Below are 21,658 nucleotides of genomic sequence, written 5' to 3'. Positions count from 1 at the left end.
GCTGCGCGGGCCCGACTGCTACGAATGCGTTCTGACGCAGCGAGCGGGCCATCCCCTGGGGCGATCGCCCGCCCTTGCTCCCGACACAGTGCGGTGCGCAGTCGTCGCCGGCAGATGATGGCGCAGTGGCCGGCCGCGCTTGCCGCGGATCGGCGGGACGGCCTGGGCACTGGTCAGTGGTCGGTGTCGAGAAGCGGTGGTGAGACCTGGCGGCGCAACACGGGCGGAGCGAGCAGTCCGCATGGCTCGGGTGCGGCGCGAAGGCCGGTGCCGGCGTAGTAGCGGTTGGCCGCCGACGGCGTGAGGCGGATACGCAGTTCGTTCGAGCCCGATCGCAGGTGGTCGGCGGGGATCGTGAAGCGATAGGGCGACCACGCGCGTTCCGCGACTCTCGTTCCGTTCGCGGACAGGGACGCCCCTCCGGCGACGGCCGGGAGCGTCAGTTCCACCGCGGTCGGCGCATCGAGCGCGATCCGCCGCACGTAATCGGCGGCGCCCGCGAACGTCGGAAGGCCCTGACGCTCCCAGCCACAGGTGACCTCGATCTCGCGGCAGGTGCCCGCCTGCTCGTGGGCGTCGTCGGGGATCTCGAGGAGCCAGTCGGATCCGAGCACCTGCGGCCTCGACCATTCGGCTCCGTCCTCGTGTTCGTACCCTTCGGTGGTTCCCGGAGCGCCGCACCAGGGTTCTGCGCCGTATCGCGCGCGCAGCAGGCGTAGTGAATTCGGCTCGATATGCAACACGACCGTGCTCTCGGCGGAACCGAGGCTGCGCACGGTTCCGTCGGCGGCCATCCACTCCTCGACCTGCCAGGTCCCTTCAGGCAGCACGAGTTCCACCGTCGCCCCGGCTTCGGCCCCGGGTTCGGCGAAGCACGCGAACCTGAATGCGTCGGGTGACTCCGGGCCACCGCGCCAGCGCACCGCCGACCCGTCCGGTGTGCGCAGTGTCGGCACGCTCCCGTCGTACGGGGCGAGCCCGCGAAGAGCCTCCGTACCGGGGACCGCGGCGAGCACCTCCACCGCGGGGGCGAGTTCCGCCCAGTCCGCCCCGGCGGTCTGCGGTCCGTGTTGGTAGACGGTGGGCGTCGTGCCGCTGGCGAGCACCCGTGTCCCCGCTTCGGCGATGCGGCGGACCTGGGCCAGTACCGCGGCGGAGCGCAGTGTGGTCACGGCGGGCAGCACGAGCGCCCGGTACCGGCGCTCGCCGAAGCACACCGCTCCCTCTGCCACGGTGGCGGCCTCGAGGTCGCGCTCGTCGACGAGGTGGAAGCCGACTCCGGCTTCGGTGAGCGCGCGCGTCCACTCGCCCGTCGCGGAGGCCTGCGCGCCGCGTTGCCCCGCCGTCCACACCGTGCGCAGTGGATACAGGACCGCTACCTCGGCCTGGGGTGTCACCGGCTCCAGGAACTCGCTCAGACGGGCGCTTTCGAGCGCGAACCGCGGATAGTGATCGGCGAACCAGGGCTCGAAGTTGATCCCCGGAGGGAAGTCGAAGCGGGGATTGCTCAGCGATGCGTGGTCCGCGTCGTGGCCGTGGGTCTGGTAGAACCCGTGGAAGATCATCTGCCGCATGCCCTGCATATGGTGGTTGATCGCCGTTGTGCGCAGCTCCTGCAGGCTCAACCCCCAGTGGCCGGACCACGGTGCCCCGCCCTGGGGCGGGGTGAGGAAGTACTGTTCGACCATCGTGCCGCTGCGGCCGTGGCGGCGGGCGACCGAGTCGCCGAACACCGGGCTGAGTTGCGTGAGGGCGTCCTGGGCGTCCACCGCTGTCAGGTCCCGGTAACCGTCCACACCGAAGTGGTCGAGCCCGAAGTTCACGCGCAGGTCCCAGTTCGTGAACGAGGTGTCGAGCCGCCACCCGCCGACGTGTCCGAGCACCTCGTGGCCGGACTGGCGCAGACCGTGGGCGTGGCTCCAGGCACGCAGCCGGCCGAGGAACGTCTCCATCGCGTAGCCGCTGAAGTGTTCGTAGAACTGGGCGCGAAGGCTCAGCCGCTCCGGGTCGTCCCCGTCGAGCACCGCGGCGAGCACGTCAGGTGTCCGCTCGCCCCAGCGCTCCCGGATCGAGGAGGCCAGACGGGCGTGGAACGGCATCGCCGAGCGCAGATCGCCGGTGCGCGCCTCCCAGTCGTAGTACACGGCATGCGGCTGGTCGAAGAACATGTAGGCGACAGTGCTGCCGAAGAACTCCCCCAGAGCGTCGGCGAACGGCTGATAGCCGGCCTCGATGAAGCGGTCGACGGCGATCGGATCGACCGGGTTGACCAGCCGGGAGGTGGCGCACCGGGCCGAGACGAACACGATCGCCTCGGCTTCGTCCGGCACGGGCTCGGCCAAGTGGACGCGACACCCGTCGGCGGCACCCTCCGTCCGGTCGACGAGCCCCGGCTGTTCGAAGACCGTGCTCTGCGTCGGTGCTTTGACGAGCACGTACTCGGTCCGCCAGTCGGCCCAGGCGACCACGCCGCCCTCGTAATGCCACGCCATCGCGGCCGGGCCCAGGTTCTCGGTCGCCGACCGGATCTTCCCGAGCGCCCCCTCGCTGTTCCCCGCGGCGATCCGCATCCAGAACAGGTGCCGCTCGCGCAACTCGTCGTGCCCGTTCACCGCGCGACCCGCGGCATGGCCGGTCTGCCAGTTGTAGTCGTCGTAGATGCCCACGATCATGCCGTGCTCCGCGGCCGTCTCGACGGCGCACCGGCAGGCGGCGAGGTAGTCCTCGTCCAGGTAGCCCGCGATCGGGTACGACAGACGCGCCTGTACCTGGAAGCTGAGGATCCCGGCGTCGTGCATCTGTCGCACCTGGGCGCGGATCGTGTCCTTGTCGGGCAGGTGATGCCAGAACCAGTAGGTGGCGGGCGAGTGCCACGGATCCGGCTTCCGGAACCGCTCCAGCGCGGTCTCGTATGAGGACATGGCTGTCAGCTCCTCGGGCGGCGGCGAGGCGCTGTGGTCCCGCCGCCACCGGGTCGGTCAGTGTTCGTTCAGGTCGGCCACGGCCTGGCCGGCGCCGCGCGCGGCGCCGGTGCCGGTCGCCAGCGAGTGATCGGGCTTCGGGTCCAGGTGGAGCCCGAAGGTGAGGAACGTGTACAGCGCGGCGCCGATCGCCATGGCGATGACGATCCCGAGCCCACTCGAGCCGAACACCCCGGCACGCGCACTCGGCGTGAGCAGGAATCCGGTGATCTTCGCGAAGTTCGGGTCGGAACTGGTGACCAGGCCCAGGCCCAGGACAGTCCCGACGACCAGGCTCGTGATCGCCGTCCATCGCCCGTTGCGCCCGCCGTGACCGCGCGGGTTGGCCATGTCGGTGTTCCAGCCCATGCGGCGCTGCCGGACGAAGTCGACGAGCTGGATCGCGCCCATGGTGCCCATCATCACGGCGATGAGCGACAGGAAGGACTCGAAGGTCGCGAGGAACGAGGTGGAGACGAACTCCAGGTAGAACGCGCCGGCCGCGATGATCGTCGCGTTGATCGCGGTCGTCACGGAGCGGGCCAGCGGAACGCCGACCGCCATCAGCGCAAGGCCCGAGCTGTACATGCCGGTGATGGCCGCCGAGACCAGCGAGATGACGATCACGATGGAGAAGGGAACGAAGAACCACATCGGCAGCAGTGCGGTCAGAGCTCCGATGGGATCGGCGGCCGCGGCGCTGCCGAGTTTCGGATCCCCGCCGACCAGCAACGCCCCGACGACGAGCATGATGACGACCGGTGTGCTGAGCCCGGCGACCGTCCATCCGATCACGCCGCGCGCCCTGGTCTCGCGCGGAAGGTAGCGCGCGAAGTCGCCGCCGTAGTTCAGGAAGCCCAGGCCGACGAGCGTCATCGCCATGATGATGCCGCCGACGAACTCCAGCGCCCCGCCCGCGCGGGCCTCGCCGAGGTGCGACCACTCGATCTTGGGCAGCACGAACCCGAGGAAGGCGAGGGTCATGACGCCGGTCACCCACGAGATCCACACTTCGAGCCTCATGATCAGCTGGTGCCCGAGCACGGCGACCGTCATCGTCACCGCGAGCACGACCACGAACCACAACACCAGCGCGGGGGTGGTGCTCGAACCGTCGGATCTCGCGAACACCGACGGCCACAGCTTCGCGAACAGATGGGCGCCGGAACTCGAGGCGAGGGTGACGATCGTCACCTTCCAGCCCATGTTGGACAGGTAGGCGAAGAACGCGGGGATCCTGTTGCCTTTGATGCCGAAGGCGAAGCGCGTCTGGGTGAGCGTGGGCAGTCCCGTGCGGGGCCCGCCGACCGCGAGGATGCCGACGAGGGTGGCCGAGGCGAGATACCCGATGATTCCCGCGACAATCGTCTGCCAGACGTTCAGGCCGAGGCCGAAGACGTAGATTCCGTAGCTGACGCCGAGGATCGATATGTTCCAGGCGAACCACACGGCGAACAGATCGCGCGGCTTTCCGCGCCGTTCGGTGTCGGGAACGGGGTTGACGCCGTTCGCCTCGACGGTGGTGCCTCGTCGTCCTTGCCGATCCGCATTGCTCATGGATGTGTGCCTTTCGGTGGAGGGCTGTGCAGGGGCAGGGGGGTGGATCAGTTGCGGGACATCGCCGGTTCACGAGCCACGCGCGCGTGGCTGCCGCGCCGAGGAATGCGTCGCCGGTGCGGCCGGCCCGATTCCCTGGGCTCAGCCGGCGACCGGGCTGGTCACGCGGCCGCTGAGCAGGCTTCCGGCGCCCGGTACGACCGGAGGCAGGCCGAGTTCCGTGAGGATGCGGAACGTTGTCGAGGTGGCCGCCGAGAGCACCGGCAGCCCCGCTTCGTCCTCCACCGGCTGGATCGACGCGAGGGACGGCATCTGCACGCACGCCGACAGCACCAGGGCGTCGGCGCGGCGCAGATCGAGACGCCGCCAGTGTGCGCGCAGATCGGCGGGTTCCAGGCGGGCGACCGCCAGGTTGTCGGGCACTTCGAGGCTGAGCGCGTCGACCACCTCGATTCCGGTGTCCTCGATGTAGTCGGCGACCCGGGCGGTGAGCTCCTTCAGGTACGGCGTGATGATCGCGACCCGCCTGGCCCGGAGGGCCTCGATGGCGCTCAGCAGCGCGCCGGCGCTGGAGACCACGGGGGCCTCGGCGCCTTCGGCGCGCAGCGCCGAGCTGATCGCGGCCTCCGCGACGCAGTGGTGCCCCGGCCCCTGGGCCATGATGGCGACCAGGCAGGCCGTGGCGACGACGTCGGGCCGGGCGTCGGCCAGCTCCAGCGCCGCCCGCTCGGTCTGCGCGTTCATCCCGCGCAGTTCCTCGGGCGTGACGTGCTTCATCCGCATCCTGCTGCTGTGGAACACGAAGCGGTCGCCGGGCAGGGCGGCCTCGCGGGCGCCCAGCATCCGCGGCAGCTCGGTCTCCATCGTCAGGTTGGAGCTGGGCACGATCAGGCCGATGTGATGATCCGTCATGGAATGCTCCGGTTGAGATACGGGGCGACGCCCTTCCCCTCGCCCGGAGCGCGCCCGAGTACGGCGGTCCGGCGACCGGGAGGGCTATGAGCCCGAGGCCAGTCCCACCCAGTGGTCGGCGAGGGACGTGATCATGTGCAGAACGGTTTCACGGCCGGCGCTGCCGAACGGCTCCAGCAGGAGCTCGTCCAGCGCCCGGGTGCGGTGCTCGGCCTCGCTGAGGACCTTTTCGCCTTCCTCGGTGAGGTAGAGCAGTTTGCGGCGGCCGTCGTCGGCCGCGGTGCGACGGGTGATCAGCTGCCGCCTCTCCAGCCGCCTGGCCACGTCCGCCATGGTCGAGGTGTCCAGTGCCACCGCCGACGCCAGCGAGCTCTGGTCACGGCCCGGATATGCCTGGACGGTCTGGAGCACGGCGAACTGCGGCCCGGTGAGCACCGGGTCGACCTCACGCAACCAGACGGCGAGATAGGCCTGGTACAAGCGGCGTACCTGGTAGCCGGGGGCGGCGGTCAGCGCTACGGGGGCCTGCGGGGCGGTTTCGGAAACCGGGGTCTCATCGGACATGGTCACACCTAAACACGCTGTGGCCGGTGGGACGGGGCGGGGAAAGGATCGCCCGCACGGCCTCGCGCAGGGCTGTGAGAGCGGCCGCCGGGGCATCCCAGAACACCATGTGCCCGGCGCCGGGGACCGGCTGCAGCGCTGCCCGCGGGTTGCGCGCAGCGGCCTCCTCGGCCCCGGTCGCGGTGACCACCGGGCTGTCGGCCCCGTACAGCATGGCGACGGGCGCCGGCACCGAGGGCCACCAGTCGTAGAAGTCCTCGTGCTCGAAGCCGTGGTGGGTGGCCACGACGGCCTCCTGCGCGCAGCTGGACAGCCAGCGCGCCCGCAGCTCCTGTTCCCGTCGCGGCCAGGCGGGCCAGGACGCGGCCACCTCGTCGGCGTCCGTGCCGCGCCTGGCCTCGGACAACTGGCGCAGGAACGCGTCCAGGCCGGTCGGGTACGGTGCCCGGCCCGGGCCGCTCAGCGGCGGGTCGACCAGGACGGCCCCGCGCAGGGGTACCGCGGCGCGGGCCGCGACGACCGCCGCGATCCGCGCGCCCATGGAGTGGCCGAGCAGCAGCGGCCGGTCGAGTCCCAGCCCGGTGATCAGGGCCTCGGTGTCCGAGGCGTAGTCCTCCAGTCCGTAGCCTCCGCCGTCGTCGGACAGCCCCCGGCCGCGGACGTCCACCACTACCGGCCTGACCAGGTCGGTCAGTTCGCGGGCGACGAAATCCATGGTGATCGCGGGGCTGGTGATGCCGGGCAGAACGACCAGTGGAGGGAGGTCGCCCCCGTAGTCGAGCGCGTGCAGCCGTACGTCCCCAGACCGAATCCAGCGGCTGGTCGCGGGCACGTCGGCAAGATCGGCGAGTGCGTCCTGCAGAACCGAACGTCTGGGCATGTGGTCCCTCCTCATGGGCGTGTGCGCCGCGCGCCGCCCGAAGCGGTCGGGGCGGAGAGGGAGCCGAGGTAACCGACGGCGTCAGCGAGACTGATGACGTCGCCGTACTTGGCCTGGATGTCGAAGAGAGCCGCGTCGGCCGGTCCGGCGGCCCGGTCGCCCACGCATTCGCGGGGCACGAGCACCGGGAAGCCCGACTGGACGGCGTCGACGGCGGTGGCCCGCACGCAGCCGCTCGTGGTGGCGCCGCACACCAGGACGGTGTCGCAGCCGAGTCCGGTCAGCGCGGCGGCGAGGTGGGTGCCGAAGAACGCGGAGGCGCCCTTCTTCACCACCAGCGGGTCGTGTCCGGGCCGCCGGGGCAGCCGGGGATCGACGTCCACGGCTTCGCTGCCCTCGAGCAGCACGCGCAGGCCGGGCGCCTTGTGCAGCCAGGGGACCGCATCGCCTGACGCCTCGGCCTCGGTGTAGGCGATGGCGGTGAAGACCACCGGCACCTCGGCGGGGCGGCCCGCCTCGATCAGGCGGGCGGTCGCGGCCACGACGTCGGTCAGGTCGGTGCCCGAGGGGTAGGAGTCCTCGGTGAAGCCCCGGGTCAGGTCCACCACGACGATCGCGGGTCGGTCGCCGCGGCGGACCGGGGCGCCGAAGCCGGCCCGGCGGTAGGTGAGATCCGCGGTGTCGCCGTACAGTCCGTTCATCGACGCCTGCCCAGCAGCCAGCCCGGGACGAACCCGCACGCGAAGGCGGCGATCACCGGGCCGTACTTCTTCAGCAGCGGGCCGGCGATCAGCGACAGGCCGTTCAGCTCGGCCGGTGCCGCGGCAGGCGCCGTGCCCGCGCGAACGGGCGCCCCGGATGTCGCCGCGGCGGTGCCTTCTCCCGCGGCGGACTGCGCGCCGCCCGGGGAGAGCAGCAGGTCCGCGAGGTTCTGGGCGAACTGCTGGAGGATCCGGTCGGAGACGGCGACGATGGCACCCTTGCCGAACTGGGCGATCTTGCCGCGGATCAGCAGATCCGTGGCGAGGTTCAGCAGCGCGCCGTCCTGGTCCGGGACGACTTCGAGGAAGACCTCTGCCTCGGCGTCGCCGCTGCCGTGCGTGTCGGCGCCGCGGGCGTGCACGCGCAGGACGCGCTTGCCGGTGTCGACTTCCAGGAACCGCACAGTACCGGCGTACGCGGCCGTGATCGGGCCCACCTTGACCTTGACGGTGCCGCGCCAGGCGTCGCCGTCGCGGCCTTCCAAGGCTGCGCCGGGCATGCAGGACGCGACCCGCTGGACGTCACTGATCAGGGCGAACACCGCGTCGGGTGCGGCTTTGACGGGGACGGTGTTGGTCAGTTGCACGGTGTCTCCTTCGTGTCCGCGGTCCGCCGGTCGCGCCGTGCGGTCGCGCAGGCATCGATCGCCTCGACGACGGTCTGGTAGCCGGTGCACCGGCAGAGGTTCGCGGCGACGACTTCGCGGATCTCCGCGCGGGTCGCCTCCGGCCGCTCGGCGAGAAAGCCTTCGGCGAGCATCAGGAAGCCGGGGGTGCAGAAGCCGCACTGCAGTCCGTGGTGCTCGGTGAACGCCCGTTGCAGATCGCTGAGTTCGCCGGTGCCGGGGTCGGCGAGGGACTCGACGGTGGCGATCCGCGCCCCCTCCGCCTGCGCGGCGAACATCAGGCAGGCCCGGGCCGGCATGCCGTCGACGAGCACGGTGCAGGCTCCGCAGATCCCGTGCTCGCAGCCGACGTGGGTGCCGGTCAGCCGCAGATCGTGGCGGAGCACGTCCACCAGGGTGCGGCGCGCCGGGGCGATCACCTCGTGCGAGGTGCCGTTGACATCGAGGGTGATGAGCTGGATCTCGTCCAGTCCGCTGGTGTCGTTCATGGTGTCTGCTCCGCTGCTGACGAGGTCAGGGCTCGGTGGACCGTCTCCGGTGTGATCGGGGTGTTGTCCAGTTCGACGCCGGTGGCGCGCAGGGCGTCGTTGACGGCGTTGAGTACCGCGGCGGGGGCCCCGATCGTGCCGCCTTCGCCCGCGCCCTTGGCACCGGTCTCGGTGAAGGCGCAGGGGGTTTCCAGGTGGAGGATGGTGACATCGGGGATCTCGTGAGCGGTGGGGACCTTGTAATCCATGAAGCTCGTGGCCGACGGCTCGCCCTGCGCGTCATAGGTGACCTGCTCGAAGAGCGCGCCCGCGATGCCCTGGGCGATGCCCCCGCGGCACTGGCCCTCGACGACCTGGGGGTTGATCGCCACGCCGCAGTCCTCGACGCAGACGTAGCCGAGGATCTCCACCTGGCCGGTGCCCTCGTGCAGTTCGACGACGGCTCCGTGCGTCGCGTTGGAGAAGGTGCCGTCGACGGAGCCGTCGAAGACGGCGCCGGCGGTCAGGCCCGGGTCGATGTCCTTGGGCAGCAGATGCGACTTGAGGTAGGCGGTCTCGGCGAGGTGCTGGTGGGTGAGCGCGGTGTCCGGGGCGCCGCGACGGCGGACCCGCCCCAGGTCCAGTTCGGTCTCGTCCGGGTGGATGCCCCACTCGGCGGCGGCGATCGCGCGCAGCTTGTCGCCGAGCTTGGCCGCGGCCAGGCGTACGGCGCTGCCGCCGACCGCGATGGAGCGGCTGGCGAAGGTGCCCCAGCCATAGGTGATGCGCTCGGTGTCGCCCTGGTGGAGCTTGACCTTGGCGAGGTCGACGCCGAGCGCGTCGGCCACGATCTGCGCCATGGTCGTCTCGTGGCTCTGGCCGTGGCTCATCGTGCCGGTGGTGACGGTGACCGCGCCGCTGGTGTCCATGCGGACCTCGGCGAGATCGAAGCCGGGGACGACCGCCATCTTGCGCTGGGCGAAGGCGCCCGAGCCGTAGCCGGTGCGTTCGCTGAAGCAGCTGTAGCCGATCCCGACATGCCGTCCCGCGGCGCGGGCGGCCGCCTGCCGCTCGTACCAGCCCGCCTCCTTCAGGGTCCGCTCGCACAGGTCGAGGGATTCCAGGTACGAGCCCGGGTCGTAGGTGATGTTGTTGACGCCGGTGTAGGGGAATTCGGTGATGACATTGCGGCGCCGGATCTCGACCGGATCCAGATCCAGTTCGCGGGCGGCGCGTTCCATGAGCCGCTCGGCGACCATCACGTGCTGGGGGCGGCTCACGCCCCGGTACGGGGCGGTGGGCGCCTTGTTGGTGGTGATCGCCCGACCGCGCGCCCGGTAGGCCGGCACCCGGTAGACGCCGGGCATCTCGGCGGCCGCCATCAGCGGCTCGATACCCGCCGTGAACGGGTAGCAGGAGTAGGCGCCCATGTCGCACACGATGTCCGCGTCGAGTCCGAGGATCCGGCCGTCGGCGTCGAACGCGGCGCGGGCGGTGTAGTGCTGTTCGCGGGCGAGGAAGGACGCCGACAGCGCGTCCTTGCGGTCCTCGATCCACTTGACCGGCCGGCGCAGTCGCAGCGCGGCCGCCGCGGCGGCGATCTCCTCGCGGCCGACCACGCACTTGAGGCCGAAGCCGCCGCCCATGTCCGGGACGATGACCCGCACCGCGCGTTCGTCGAGCCGCAGGCAGCCCGCGGCCACGGTCCGTACCTGGTGCGGGACCTGGGTGCAGGTGTGCAGGACGAGCTGGTCCTCCCGGTCGTCCCAGTGCGCGACGGCGCCGCGCGTCTCCAGCGGGAGCGCGTTCTGCCGCCCGGTCCTCGCCTCCACGTGGACCACGCACGCGGCCTTGTCGAAGATCTCGTCGATGCCATCGGTGGCGAACAGGGTGACGTCGACCAGGGTGTTACGCGCGGCCTGTTCGTGCACCGGCACGGCGTCGGCGGCGAGGGCCTGTTCCTCGTTGGTGACCGGCGGGAGCGCCTGGTACGTCACCCTGGCCACTTCCACCCCGTCCTCGGCGGTGTAGGGGTCCCGGGCGACGACCACGGCGACCGGTTCGCCGACGAAGCGGACGCGGTCGCCGGCGAGGACCGGCATGGCCGTGGGCACGAACTCGGTGAGCGGACGGCCGAGCTGCGCCACGATGTCGCCGAGCTCCAGGTCGTCCGCGGTGAACGCGGCGAGGACGCCGGGGACCGCGCGCGCCTCGGACAGGTCGACGGAGGTGATCCGGCCGTGTGCGACCGTGCTGCGGACGAACTGCGCGTGGAGCATGCCGGGCAGTTCGATGTCGTCGACGAAGCGGCCGCGCCCGGTCAGCAGGCGGGGATCCTCGCGGCGGGGCACCGACCTGCCGACCAGCCGGTGGTCCTGGACGGGCTTCATCGGGACATCGCCTCCTCACAGGCGCGTTCGACCAGGGTGCGCACGAGGTGCCTTCGGTACGCGGGACTCGCGTTCGTGTCACCCGGCGGGTCCACCGCCGCGGCCGCGGCTTCGGCGCAGTCACGGAAGGAACCGCCGTCGGCCAGTACCGCCTCCGCCTCGGGTACGCGTACCGGCATCGCGGCCACCCCGCCGAGCGCCACCCGTCCGCCGCGGACCGCCGGGCCGTCGGCGTCGAGGTCCACGGCCGCGGACACGATCGCGAAGTCTCCTCGGCGCTCGGCGAACTCGGTGAGTGCCGCGTGCGGCGCCGGGCGCGGGAAGACCACTTCGACGATGATCTCGTCCGGCTCCAGGGCGGTGGTGTAGTAGCCGAAGAAGAACCCCTGGGCGGGGATGCGGCGTCGGCCGCGCGGGCTGTGGGTCACGAACTCGGCGTCCAGCAGCACGGCGAGCAGGCACCACTCGGCGGTCGCGTCGCCGTGCGCGACGCTGCCGCCGACCGTGCCGCGGGTGCGGATCGGCAGGTGGCCGATCCACCCCATGGCGTTGCGGATGACGTCGAATCCCGCCCCGAGTCGCCGCGGGGGAGCGATCTCCACCGTGTGGTGGGTGGTGAGCGCCCCGATGCGCAGGCAGCCGTCGTCGCCGGTGTCGAGGTGGTCGAGTTCGCGCAGACCGGCGATGTCCACCAGGTGCCTGGGGCGGGCCAGCCGGAAGTTCATCATCGCGACCAGGCTCTGGCCGCCGGCGACGACCTTGGCGTCTTCGCCCAGGTCGGCGAGCAGCGCCGTGGCATCGTCGACGTCGCGCGCCCGGTGGTAGCGGAAGGCTGCGGGCTTCATGTCTCTCCAGTCGTACGGGCCTGCCGGGGCACCGCCCCGCCGGGCGGGCCGGCGGCCGCGGTCAGCGGGCGAAGCTGTAGGAGTAGGCGCCCAGATCTGGGTCGTCGAGCGGCGTGCCGCTCCACAGCCAGTCGTAGGAGACATCGGACTCGCCGTCGAAGCCGCGCCTGAGCAAGTCGTCGCGCGCCTGCTGCTCGGGGCCGTCCGGAAGGTGGTAGAAGGTCTTGTTCTGCAAGGAGGCGTCCTGGACGATGCCGGCGTGCTTGGCCCGCCGTTCGACGTAGCGACGCAGGGCGCCCTCGACGCCGTCCGCGCCGACGCGGCCCAGTTCCTCCGCCAGGACGGCGGCGTCCTCCATGGCCTGGGAGGCGCCCTGAGCCTGGTAGGGCAGCATGGCGTGGCAGGCATCGCCGAGGAGCGCCACCCGGCCGTCCATCCAGACCGGGTCGCGGCGGCGGTGGTGGAGGGCGAAGGCCGGCACCTCGTCCTTCGCCTTCGACAGCAGCGCCGCGACCCGGTCGTCCCAGCCCTGGTAGGCGTCGACCAGGTCCTGCGCCGTGGCGGGGACGGTCCACTTCTCGGCGGCCTCGTCGGTACACGGGACGCAGCCGACGACGTTGAGGTACTCGCCGCCGCGGATCATGTAGTGGACCAGGTGCCGGTCGGGCCCGTACCAGATGGTGCTCTGGAAGCGGTCCATCAGGAATCGGGTCGCGGGGTCGGCGGCGATGAGGTCGCCGGGGATCAGGGCCCGGAAGGCCATCTCGCCGGAGAACAGCAGGGTGTCGGGCAGGTCCATGAGCTCGCGGACCCGGGAGCGGATGCCGTCGGCGCCGAGCACGACGTCGGCCTCGAAGCGTCGTCCGTCGTCGGTCACCACGGCCGGGCGGCGGGGGTCGCCCCGGTCCAGCCCGGCGACCCGGCTCGCGGTGCGCAGCTCGACGACCGGTCCGGGGCCGGCCGGGTCGACGCAGGCGTCCACGAGGACGCTGTGCAGGTCGGCGCGGTGGTAGTGCCAATAGGGGGCGTTGTAGTGCTGCGTGCAGAAATCGCCGAGCCGGGTCAGGCCGACGATACTGCCGTCCTTCCACCGGCGCCGCACCTGCTCCTGGGGCTCGGTGTGGATGGCCTCAAGGCGCCTGCGCAGTCCCAGCCCGAGCAGGATCCGGCTCGCGTTGGGGGCCGTCTGGATGCCCGCGCCGATCTCGCCGAACTGCGGTGCCTGCTCCAGCACGGTGACCCGCAGGCCCCGCTGCCGCAGCGAGAGTGCGGCGGTCATGCCGCCGAGACCGCCTCCGACGATGACCACTTCGAACGACTGGGTGGATGGCATGTGTTCTCCGGTTGCGGGTGCGGCAGGCGGTGTCAGAAGTCGACGAGGCGGCCGGCGGTGACGACGTCCCGGCCGTCGACGCGGACGGTGCAGCCGCGCATGGCGATGTCGAGGTGCGCGTAGGATTCGCGGCCGAGCACGGGGTGCGGGCCGGTGGACCACAGGAAGTTCCCGGCGAAGGCCCGCGCGTCCATGCCCATCAGCTCGTTCTTGCCGTACAGCGCGGTGGCGAACCAGTCGGCCGTCCGCATCAGGCCCCAGCCCATGTGCGACAGGCTGCGCGCCCATTCGTCGTGCGCGTCGTCGAAGAAGGCGTTCAGCAGCTGGGCCTCGGCGCCCCCGGAGACCTTCTCGATGTGCCCGCCCGCGATGTCCAGGGTGACCGGCTGACGTACGTACTCTTTGAACGGCAGCAGGATGTCGCCCTCCGCCAGCACGATCCGGCCGTCGGAGATCCGCGGCCAGCACAGCACCATGGTGCTCGGCCAGTGGTCCCAGCGGCCCGGGTCGTCGGCGAAGCCCACCTGGAACTCCGGCCTGGAGCCCGGCACCTCGACGGTCAGGTCGGTGCCGGCCGCGGAGGTCACCCGCATCTCGGACGCGCGCTCCAGCAGCGCGACGCCCTTGAGGACCTCCGCCTTGTCCTGCTCCTTGGGCAGGTTGCGGATGAGGACGTCCGGGGCGTCGCAGACGAACAGGATGCGGGTACCGGTCCCCAGGATTTCCTGCTGCAACGGGGCGTGGATGAATCCCTCCCGGGTGAGGTCCACCACCAGGTCGGCCGACTTGAGCAGTTCCTGGGCGGCGGTGTCGTTGAGCACCGCGGCCAGACCGGGCCCCGCTCCGGTGCGCGTGCTGTCCGCGGGGGACGGATTGCCGCCGGGCACGGTGGCGGCGATGACGTGCGCGCCGCTCGACTTGGCCGCACCGAAGGCGGCCGCCACGTAGTCGCCGCGGCTGGTCGGCTCGGACAGGATCACGACGTGCTCGCCGGGCTTGAGCTTGCACAGCTTCAGCTCGCGGGTGAACGCATCGAGCAGATCGACGGAACTGAGGTCGAGCATGTCTCGCTCCAAGAGGCGGGAGGGGTGAGCGTCGGTGGCGAACGACCTGGACATGTGGGGCGCGGACCCGGCTGTGGGCAAGCGCCGGCACCGTGACGGCGGAGCGGCGGAGCGCCACTCACATAACTAATCCGAGTACTAACTATCTATCTCTGTCAAGAGTCGGGATCGACTCCGTTGGCGACTCTCGGCCATTCGGCAGCCGAATCTGCAGCTCAGCGGCACGGATTTTTTCAACATCACGGACATGTCCGAGGTGCCGCACCGGGGTGGGCGGTGAACTTTCGATGGCGAGGTCTTGTGCCGGCAGGGTGCCCGTGCTTAATTATCCGCACTCGGACTAGTTGAATCCGGTCATTCTCCGGACACGTCCGTGCAGGGAACCCCTCTCTCCCCTCATCACGCCTAAGTAGGTCACCATGGTGGATGCCCCAGCTGAAAGACTTGAAAGTCGGCCGTTCGCGGTGGAGTCGCACGGCCTCGATGTGATCGGCGAGAGCGAGCACAAGGGTTTGCCGCGTTCGCTGTTCTGGCCCTGGTTCGGGTCGAATGCGGGGCTTCTCGGGCTGAGTTACGGGTCCTTCGCCCTGGGGTTCGGGATCTCGTTCTGGCAGGCCTTGATCGCCGGCGTGCTGGGGATCGTCTGCTCGTTCCTGCTGTGCGGGTTCATCGCGGTCGGGGGCAAGCGGGGTTCGGCGCCGACGATGGTGCTCAGCCGGGCGGCCTATGGCGTGCGCGGCAACCGGGTTCCCGCGGCGATCTCGTGGATCCTGAACGTCGGCTGGGAGACCGTGCTGATCGCCGTGGCCACGACGGCCACGGCGACGGTCTTCGGGCGGCTCGGCTGGGGCGGCGGGACCGGCGTCAAGGTCGCGGCGCTGATCGTGGTCGGGGCGCTGACCGTGGCCGGCGGGGTGATGGGCTTCGACATGATCATGCGCCTGCAGACGGTGATCACGGTGGTGACCGGTGTGCTGACGGTCGTCTACATGGCGCTGGTGGCCGGTCACATCCACTGGCACACGGTCAGCGCCGTCCACTCGGGCTCGTTCCAGGAGTTCATCGGGGCCCTGGTGTTCATGATGACGGGGTTCGGGCTCGGCTGGGTCAACGCGGCCGCCGACTACTCCCGCTACCTGCCGCGCAGCACCTCCAACCGCTCCATCGTGGGCTGGATCACCTTCGGGGCGTCTTTGGCGCCGATACTCCTGCTGCTGTTCGGACTGCTGCTCGCGGGCTCGTCGAGCTCGCTGAGCTCGGCCATCGCGATCGACCCGGTCGGCGCGCTGACCACGATCCTGCCGACCTGGTTCCTGCTGCCGTTCGCGGTGGTGGCCGTCCTGGGCATGGTCGGCGGCGCCGTGCTGGACATCTACTCCTCCGGGCTGGCGCTGCTGGCGGTGGGCGTGCGCATCCCGCGTTACGCGGCCGCGGGGATCGACGGCGTGCTGATGACGGTGGGCGCGATCTACATCGTGTTCTTCAGCAGCAGCTTCATCGGACAGTTCCAGGGCTTCCTCACGACCCTCGGCGTGCCCATCGCCGCGTGGTGCGGCGTGATCCTCGCCGACCTCGCGCTGCGCCGGCGCGGATACGACGAGCACGACCTGTTCCGTCCCCGGGGCCGCTACGGCGATGTCCGGGTGGCCCCGCTCGTGGTCACCCTCGGCGGGACCGCGCTCGGTTGGGGCCTGGTGACCAACACCACCGCGGGCTGGCTCGACTGGCAGGGCTACCTGCTCAAGCCCTTCGGCCTCGGCGGCAGGACCGGTGCCTGGGCCTACGCCAACCTCGGCGTGCTCACGGCGCTCGTGCTCGCGTTCGCCGCCACGCTGTTCCTCTTCCGCAACCGCATCCACGCACAGGAACAACAGCCGTACTCCGAGCCGGCCCCGGAAGGCGAAGTGGAGGTGGTCGAGGCATGACCGGTTCAGTGGTCGACTCCGGCGGTCTGCTCGCGGTCATCGATATGCAGCGTGTCTTCGCCGAGCCGAACAGCCCGTGGGCCGTGCCCCGTTACGCGGAGGCCGCCGCCGGAGTGCTCCGACTTCTGCCGGCCTTCGGGGACCGGGTGGTGTTCACCCGGTTCATCGCCCCGGCCGAACCGACCGGCGCTTGGCGCCCCTACTACGACCAGTGGCCGTTCGCCCTCCAACCACCGTCCGCGTGCCTGTGGGAGCTGACCGACGAATTCACCCTGGGCCGGCAGGATCCGGCGCGTCCACTCGACGCCGCCACGTTCGGAAAGTGGACGCCCGAGCTGGCCGAGCGGGTCGGCCCCGGCGGCAGGCTGGTGCTGGCCGGCGTCAGTACGGACTGCTGCGTGCTCTCGACCGCGCTGGCCGCCGCGGACGCCGGAGTCCAGGTCACCGTCGTGGCCGACGCCTGCGCGGGCGTGGATGACACCACGCACCTTCGGGCGCTTGAGGTGATGAGGCTGTACGCGCCGCTGATCGAGGTATTGGAGGTTGACCAACTCCTCAAGGGCGATGCGCGGTGACGGGAATCCGACGACGGCTCCGGACCACATCGGGAACCGGCGATCGGAGTGCACTTCGAGACGCCGAAGCAGGGCGGCGGTGCCCGCCGGTGGACGGTTGCGGACGCGGAAACGACCCCCGAGGCCGGAGCGCGGAGCATGCCGGGACGTGGGCGGTGGCCCGGTCGAGCCGTCGCCGGACGTCAGGCGTCGACGACGAGGTTCTCCCGAGGCCGGGAGCAGCAGAGGAGGATCTTGTTCTGGGCGATCTCGCGCGGCCGGATGCCTCCGTTGTGCCGCATGTCGACGGATCCGGCCAGCAGGGTGGTCTTGCAGGTGCCGCACATTCCCTGGGCGCAGGAGGCGGGCAGGCTCAGGCCGGCCCGGGTGGCGGCCGCGAGGAGGGAGGTGTCCGCGTCGCAGGTGAGGGTGCGTCGGCTGCGGGTGAACTCGACGGTGAAGACGCGTCCTTCGGTGGATTCCCCGGTGCCGGCACCGGTGTCGGCGACGGCTTCGGCGGCCGGTGGCGCGTCGAAGGTGAAGCTCTCCTCGTGGTAGCGGTCCATGGCGGCCCCGGCCGTCGCGAGCAGGTGGCGCACGGCGGCCATGTAGCCGCCGGGGCCGCAGGTGAAGATCTCCCGCTGCCGGAAGTCGGGGGCGATCTGCCGGAGCATGTCGAGGGTCAGCCGGCCGCGGTGGCCGCCCCAGGGCTCGGTCGGGCCGTCCTCCTCGCAGACGTGCACCACCCGGACGGTGGGGGCGGTGGCGGCGATGAGGTCGAGTTCCCGGCGGAAGAGGATGTCGGCGGGGGTGCGGGCGCTGTGGACGAACACCACGTCGGCCGGGTGCGCCAGGTCGTACAGGGCCCTCGTCATGGCCATCACCGGTGTCGCGCCACTGCCGCCGGACAGGAACAGGTACTTCGGCGCGGGGTGCCGGGCGAGGGTGAAATCCCCGAGCGGCCCCCTCGCCCGCACCGTGTGGCCGGGCCGCAGATTGTCGTGCAGCCAGTTGGACACCAGGCCGCCCGGCACCCTCTTCACGGTGATCGCGACGGAGTGCGGGCGGGTCGGCGGCGAGGAGATGGTGTAGCACCGCTCGACGGGCCGGCCGTCGATGTCGACGGTGAGGGTGAGGAACTGTCCGGGATCGTGGTGGAAGAGGCGGGGCTGCGGGGGCTGGAGAACGAAGGTCCTGACGTCGGGGGTCAGGGTGTGGACCTGCTTGCAGACCAGCAGGCCGCCGGTGTCGCCACTCGTGTCGCCGCCGGTGTCCTCGTCGGTCCAGGAACGGGTGCCGGCCCAGGCCGGGAGCGTGTCGGTCATCGTGCCAGGTGCGCCTTCAGCCGGGTCGTGTACCAGTTGACGAACGCCTCGACCTGGTACTCGGTCGGGCCGTAGGGGCCGGGCTGGTAGGCGGGGCTGCCGATGCCCTGCTGGGCGCGGGCGACGAGGAGCGCGTCCTGGTCGTTGGTGGCCGTCCACACCCGCGTCAGGCTGTCGAGGTGGTAGTCGACCCCCTCGACCGCGTCGGGGTGCACCAGCCAGGTGGTGCGGACCAGGGTGCGGTCCGCTGCGAGCGGGATCACGGAGAAGGTGATCGCGTGGTCGGAGAGGAAGTGGAACCAGGCGTTGGGCTGCATGTGCATCGAGAGGCGGCCCAGGCGGGGCGTGCGGAAGTCGCCCAGCAGCCGCTTGCAGGCAGCCGTACCGTCCTCGGTGAAGGATTCGCCCGCGCCGTCCAGCGGTTCGCGCTGGATGCGGAAGCCGGTGGTGCGGGTGTCCAGTTCCTCGATCGCCTCGTAGGGCAGGCCCAGTGACTCGTACGTCCGGCGGGACTCGGCGTCGGCCTGAAGGTAGCGTTCGTACGCCGGTCGCAGCACCGGCGGGACGTCCTGCTCGGCGTAGCCGTACACGGGGAAGAGGGAACACTGCAGCTCGGGGTGGCCGCCGCAGTGGTAGCACTCCCGGTTGTTCTCCATGGTGAGCTTCCAGTTGCCGTTCTCCACCAGGTCGATCTGCCCGGCCACCTTCGCCCGGCGCAGGCCGTGCGGCAGGATGTACGGCTCGATGCGGGCGGCCACCTCGTCGAAGTCGGCGGGCGGTTCCTCGGCGAGGCAGATGAAGACCAGGCCGGCGACCGTGCGGGCGTGCACACTCCGCAGGCCGAAGCAGGACGGGTCGAAGTCGGCCGGCTGGGACTCCGCGTGCAGCAGGCGGCCGTCCACGCCGTAGGTCCAGCGGTGGTAGCCGCAGACGATGTTGCCCACCGAGCCGCGCTCGTCGTTGAGTATGCGGGCACCGCGGTGGCGGCAGACGTTGTGGAAGGCGCGTACCTCTTCGTCGTCGTCCCGGACGACGACGACCGAGTACGGCCCGAGGGTCACGGTCACGTAGTCGCCGGGCTCGGGGAGTTCGGCCTCCGCGGCGACGAACAGCCAGTGCCGGGCGAAGACCGCCTCGATGTCGAGGTCGAAGAACTCCCGGCTCATGTAGAAGGGGGCTTCCAGACTGCGGCCGACGGGACGGCGGGCCACCAGGCCGGCCAGGTCCGTCGCGGGGGCGAGTGTGCTCAACTTCGTGTCTCCAGAGGGTTGGTCGGGGTCACACGGGTCACACGGGTCACCCGGGTCAGACCGGCAGGCACAGGCGCAGCGCGTCGTAGACGGCGGCGTGGATGTTGCGGCTGGTGACCGCGTCGCCGATGCGGAACAGCCGGTAGCGTCCGGCGTCGTTGCGGACCACCGTCTGCTCCCGGTGGTCCAGCAGGGCGCGGTGGTCGATCTCGCCGAGATTGCTGGATCCGGGCAGCAGTTCGCGGTACAGCTCGTCCGCGGGCAGGGTGCCGTGTTCCACGATCACGTGGTCGACGGTCAGTTCGGTGTCGGTGCCGGTGTAGTCGCTGTGGAGGGTGGCGGCCAGGCGGCCGTCCGTGGTGCGGCGTACGGCGCGCAGCCGCCGGGCGAGGGTGGTGGTCACGCCGTGTTCCGCGAAGACCTTGAGGTAGGCGGGGGAGTTCATGCTGCCGACGTCGGGGGCGAGGGTGCGTTCCGGCGTCACGAAGTGCAGGCGGGCGCCGGACGGGGCGAGGACTTCGACGGCGTCGAGTGCGGGGTAGCCGCCGTGGTCGTCGTAGACCAGTACCTCGCCCCGTGGGCGCAGTGCGCCGGTCAGCACGTCCCAGGTGTCGGCGACCAGGTCCTCGCCCTTGTCGAGGAAGGACCGGTCGGGCATGCCGCCGGTGGCGACCACGACGAGGTCGGGGTGTTCGGCGAGCACGTCGCGGGACTCGGCGTACCTGCCGAAGCGGAGGTCGACGCCGTGGTGCTTGCACTCGGCGACCCGCCAGTCGACGATGCCGAGCAGATCGCGGCGGCGCGGGTTGGACGCGGCGAGCCGGATCTGCCCGCCGGGGAGGTCGCCGGCCTCGAACAGCACGACGTCGTGGCCGCGTTCGCCGAGCACCCGGGCGGCTTCCAGGCCGGCCGGGCCGGCGCCGACGACGACCGCCTTCCGCCGGCGGCCGGTGCTGGCCGGGACGGTGTGGGGCAGTTGGAGCTCCCGGCCGGTCGCCGGGTTGTGGACGCACTTGGTGTCGCCCGAGTCGTAGATCGCGTCCAGGCAGTAACTCGCCCCGACACAGGGGCGGATGCGGTCCTCCCGGCCGCCCGCGATCTTGGCGACCAGGTGGGGATCGGCGATCTGGGCGCGGGTCATGCCGACCAGGTCGAGCAGCCCCTCGCGCAGGGCGTACCGCGCGGTGGCGGGATCGGCGATCCGGGCCGCGTGCATCACGGGCACCCGCAGCCGGCGCCGGACCTCGCCGGTGAACTCCAGGAAGGGGCCCAGCGGGGTGCCGATCGGCGGGATCGTGCGGACCAGGGAGGCGTCGCTCTCGATGGAGCCGCGGATGGTGCTGACGAAGTCGATGCCGTCGTCGGTGAAACGCTCCGCGGCCACCAGGGCGTCGTCGAAGGTCAGTCCCCCCGGGCGGTCCTCGTCCAGCATCAGCCGGATCCCGACCACGAAGTCCGGGCCGACCGCCTCCCGCACCGCCCGGATCACCCGTCGCGGGAAGGCCATGCGTCGGTCCAGGCTGCCGCCGAGGTCGTCGTCGCGGTGGTTGGTGGTGGGGGAGAGGAAGCTGTCCAGGAAGTGGCCGTATGCCTCCAGCTCGATGCCGTCGAGGCCGGCCTCCCGGCAGCGCTGTGCCGCGGCGACGTAGTCGGCCGTGACGCGGTCCAGGTCCCAGGCCTCGGCGGCCTTGGGGAACGCCCGGTGCGCGGGCTCGCGCAGCGGGGACGCGGAGAGCACCGGCAGCCAGTCACCGGAGTAGTTGCTGGTGCGGCGGCCCAGGTGGGTGACCTGGCACATGACCGCCGCTCCGGCGTCGTGCACCTCGTCGGCCAGCCGGTGCAGCCACGGCACGATGTCGTCCCGGTACAGCAGCAGGTTGCCGAAGGCGGGCGGGCTGTCCGGCGAGACCACGGCGGAGCCGCCGATCATGGTCAGGCCGACGCCGCCGCGTGCCTTCTCGACGTGGTAGGCGCGGTAGCGGTCCTTGGGCAGACCGTCCTCGCCGAAGGCGGGCTCGTGGGAGGTGCTGACCACCCTGTTGCGCAGGGTGAGGTGCTTGAGGCGGAAGGGCTGGAGCAGGGGATCGACACTCTGGGAGGGCATGACCACTCCTCGGGAAGCGGGGTGCCGACGGCCGCGGCAGAGCTTCGGTGGCTGCGCGGCAGCGTCGGTCGTATCGCATTGCGAAACAGACTCGCGATGCGAGACAAATGGTGAGGGCGTCGGCCCGCGGCCGTCAAGAGC

Annotated in this window: 17 protein-coding genes; 2 read left to right on the top strand and 15 right to left on the bottom strand. The window is 71.2% G+C overall.

The window, feature by feature from the left end; genetic code table 11:
* Positions 1–173: 173 nt before the first annotated feature.
* From KVT45_RS36440 to KVT45_RS36385, 12 genes are all read right to left on the bottom strand, one after another.
* A complete protein-coding gene (locus tag KVT45_RS36440; protein ID WP_217553452.1) occupies positions 174–2,921 on the bottom strand; it encodes a hypothetical protein in 2,748 nt (915 codons plus the stop codon).
* A gap of 57 nt (positions 2,922–2,978) precedes the next feature.
* On the bottom strand, positions 2,979–4,517 hold the full coding sequence (locus KVT45_RS36435) for a cytosine permease (protein WP_217553451.1): 1,539 nt from the start codon (positions 4,515–4,517) through the stop codon (positions 2,979–2,981).
* A 141-nt stretch (positions 4,518–4,658) separates the two neighbouring features.
* On the bottom strand, positions 4,659–5,429 hold the full coding sequence (locus tag KVT45_RS36430; protein ID WP_217553450.1) for an aspartate/glutamate racemase family protein: 771 nt from the start codon (positions 5,427–5,429) through the stop codon (positions 4,659–4,661).
* Between the two features lie 84 nt (positions 5,430–5,513).
* Positions 5,514–5,993, bottom strand: coding sequence for a MarR family winged helix-turn-helix transcriptional regulator (locus KVT45_RS36425; protein WP_217553449.1), 480 nt, complete (start codon positions 5,991–5,993; stop codon positions 5,514–5,516).
* Positions 5,983–6,873: an alpha/beta fold hydrolase gene (locus KVT45_RS36420; protein WP_217553448.1), complete on the bottom strand. Its 891-nt coding sequence runs from the start codon at positions 6,871–6,873 to the stop codon at positions 5,983–5,985. Before KVT45_RS36420 ends, KVT45_RS36425 begins: the two co-directional genes overlap by 11 nt.
* 11 nt (positions 6,874–6,884) lie before the next feature.
* Positions 6,885–7,574 (bottom strand): isochorismatase family protein, encoded by a 690-nt coding sequence (locus KVT45_RS36415; protein ID WP_217553447.1) that lies wholly within the window; start codon positions 7,572–7,574, stop codon positions 6,885–6,887.
* The gene (locus KVT45_RS36410) at positions 7,571–8,221 is read right to left on the bottom strand and encodes an SRPBCC family protein (protein WP_217553446.1); all 651 of its coding nucleotides are present in this window, start codon (positions 8,219–8,221) and stop codon (positions 7,571–7,573) included. The genes KVT45_RS36415 and KVT45_RS36410 overlap by 4 nt, the downstream gene beginning before the upstream one ends.
* Positions 8,212–8,748, bottom strand: a complete 537-nt coding sequence (locus KVT45_RS36405; RefSeq protein WP_217553445.1) for a (2Fe-2S)-binding protein — start codon at positions 8,746–8,748, stop codon at positions 8,212–8,214. The genes KVT45_RS36410 and KVT45_RS36405 overlap by 10 nt, the downstream gene beginning before the upstream one ends.
* Positions 8,745–11,117: a xanthine dehydrogenase family protein molybdopterin-binding subunit gene (locus tag KVT45_RS36400; protein ID WP_217553444.1), complete on the bottom strand. Its 2,373-nt coding sequence runs from the start codon at positions 11,115–11,117 to the stop codon at positions 8,745–8,747. Before KVT45_RS36400 ends, KVT45_RS36405 begins: the two co-directional genes overlap by 4 nt.
* Entirely contained in the window at positions 11,114–11,962 is an 849-nt protein-coding gene (locus KVT45_RS36395) for a xanthine dehydrogenase family protein subunit M (RefSeq protein ID WP_217553443.1), read from the bottom strand. The genes KVT45_RS36400 and KVT45_RS36395 overlap by 4 nt, the downstream gene beginning before the upstream one ends.
* 61 nt (positions 11,963–12,023) lie before the next feature.
* On the bottom strand, positions 12,024–13,295 hold the full coding sequence (locus KVT45_RS36390; RefSeq protein WP_217553442.1) for an FAD-dependent oxidoreductase: 1,272 nt from the start codon (positions 13,293–13,295) through the stop codon (positions 12,024–12,026).
* A gap of 32 nt (positions 13,296–13,327) precedes the next feature.
* A complete protein-coding gene (locus KVT45_RS36385) occupies positions 13,328–14,359 on the bottom strand; it encodes a hypothetical protein (protein WP_217553441.1) in 1,032 nt (343 codons plus the stop codon).
* 419 nt (positions 14,360–14,778) lie between these two features.
* Here KVT45_RS36385 and KVT45_RS36380 point away from each other — a divergent pair, with 419 nt between their 5' ends.
* Both KVT45_RS36380 and KVT45_RS36375 read left to right on the top strand, forming a co-directional pair.
* Positions 14,779–16,284 carry a cytosine permease gene (locus KVT45_RS36380; RefSeq protein WP_217553440.1) on the top strand — a complete coding sequence of 502 codons (1,506 nt, stop codon included), beginning with the start codon at positions 14,779–14,781 and terminating at the stop codon, positions 16,282–16,284.
* Entirely contained in the window at positions 16,281–16,859 is a 579-nt protein-coding gene (locus KVT45_RS36375; protein WP_217553439.1) for a cysteine hydrolase family protein, read from the top strand. The genes KVT45_RS36380 and KVT45_RS36375 overlap by 4 nt, the downstream gene beginning before the upstream one ends.
* Positions 16,860–17,041: 182 nt before the next feature.
* Here the strand turns inward: KVT45_RS36375 and KVT45_RS36370 are convergent, their stop codons facing one another.
* From KVT45_RS36370 to KVT45_RS36360, 3 genes are read right to left on the bottom strand one after another with little or no spacing between them, the layout of a single operon-like run.
* Entirely contained in the window at positions 17,042–18,163 is a 1,122-nt protein-coding gene (locus tag KVT45_RS36370) for a hybrid-cluster NAD(P)-dependent oxidoreductase (RefSeq protein ID WP_217553438.1), read from the bottom strand.
* Complete coding sequence (locus KVT45_RS36365; RefSeq protein WP_217553437.1) at positions 18,160–19,413, bottom strand: SRPBCC family protein; 1,254 nt, start codon at positions 19,411–19,413, stop codon at positions 18,160–18,162. The genes KVT45_RS36370 and KVT45_RS36365 overlap by 4 nt, the downstream gene beginning before the upstream one ends.
* 55 nt (positions 19,414–19,468) lie before the next feature.
* Entirely contained in the window at positions 19,469–21,517 is a 2,049-nt protein-coding gene (locus KVT45_RS36360) for an NADH:flavin oxidoreductase (RefSeq protein WP_217553436.1), read from the bottom strand.
* Between the last annotated feature and the right edge of the window lie 141 nt (positions 21,518–21,658).

This window comes from Streptomyces sp. GbtcB6 (genome assembly GCF_019091475.1).
In the GTDB taxonomy this organism is placed as follows: domain Bacteria; phylum Actinomycetota; class Actinomycetes; order Streptomycetales; family Streptomycetaceae; genus Streptomyces; species Streptomyces hyaluromycini.
The sequence above is the reverse complement of the archived record's forward strand: the minus strand, read 5'-3'. Positions and strand labels throughout refer to the sequence as shown.